Annotated in this window: 1 pseudogene; it reads right to left on the bottom strand. The window is 77.7% G+C overall.

The features are described 5' to 3' along the window. A pseudogene (locus tag KVS71_RS18390) lies at positions 1-242 on the bottom strand (pyruvate dehydrogenase (acetyl-transferring) E1 component subunit alpha); the annotation flags it as partial.

Here is a 242-nt window from a genome sequence, read left to right as displayed (position 1 = left end):
CGGGCCCGGCCCCCCGGCGGGAGGCGCGCTCCGCCAAGAAGACGGCGACCCCCCCGTCGCGCCCAGGGTCCCCCGTGCCGGTGCGCCCCTCGAACGGGAGGCCCATCGCATAGCCGGCGGCGTGCAGCACCTGCGAGCCGAGGACGAGGGGGTAGGGCCGGGTGTTCCCGTTCTTCGGGTCGGTGGGGTCCCAGCCGCCGGGGGAGACCCCGCGCAGGGGCTTGATGATGCCCACCGGGACC

This window comes from Microbacterium sp. GbtcB4 (assembly GCF_019091465.1).
GTDB lineage: Bacteria > Actinomycetota > Actinomycetes > Actinomycetales > Microbacteriaceae > Microbacterium > Microbacterium paraoxydans.
The sequence above is the reverse complement of the archived record's forward strand: the minus strand, read 5'-3'. Positions and strand labels throughout refer to the sequence as shown.